The following is a 253-nucleotide window of genomic DNA, read 5'->3' as shown; positions in this document are numbered from 1 at the left end:
ATGATATAAGCCAATTTGATGGGATATGGCTGTTTTTGATTGGGGCAGATATGGAGTTTTTTGAATGTAAGAGAAGTAGGGTGGTGGTGAATGGAGTGGAGGAGGTGATGGGATATATGGATGATGTTGGTGGTGAAGGTGAGATGGGGGATAAGTTGAATGATAATGCGTTGGTATTGAGGGAAAGGGAGGTTGGGTTGGATGAAGAGCGTCTGTGATGTTAGATCTGAAGTTAGGGAAGGGTTTGAATAGG

Annotated in this window: 1 protein-coding gene; it reads left to right on the top strand. The window is 43.5% G+C overall.

Going from position 1 to position 253, the window contains the following annotated elements; all coding sequences use genetic code 11:
• Window positions 1–218, top strand: a 218-nt coding sequence (locus tag FS628_RS32930; protein ID WP_260871256.1) for a hypothetical protein, incomplete at its 5' end; no start/stop codon positions are given.
• Window positions 219–253 lie beyond the last annotated feature (35 nt).

Source organism: Paenibacillus xylanexedens (assembly GCF_007676705.1).
GTDB classification, from domain to species: Bacteria; Bacillota; Bacilli; order Paenibacillales; family Paenibacillaceae; genus Paenibacillus; species Paenibacillus xylanexedens_C.
Note: the sequence above shows the minus strand (reverse complement) of the source record. Positions and strands in the feature narration are given on the sequence as shown.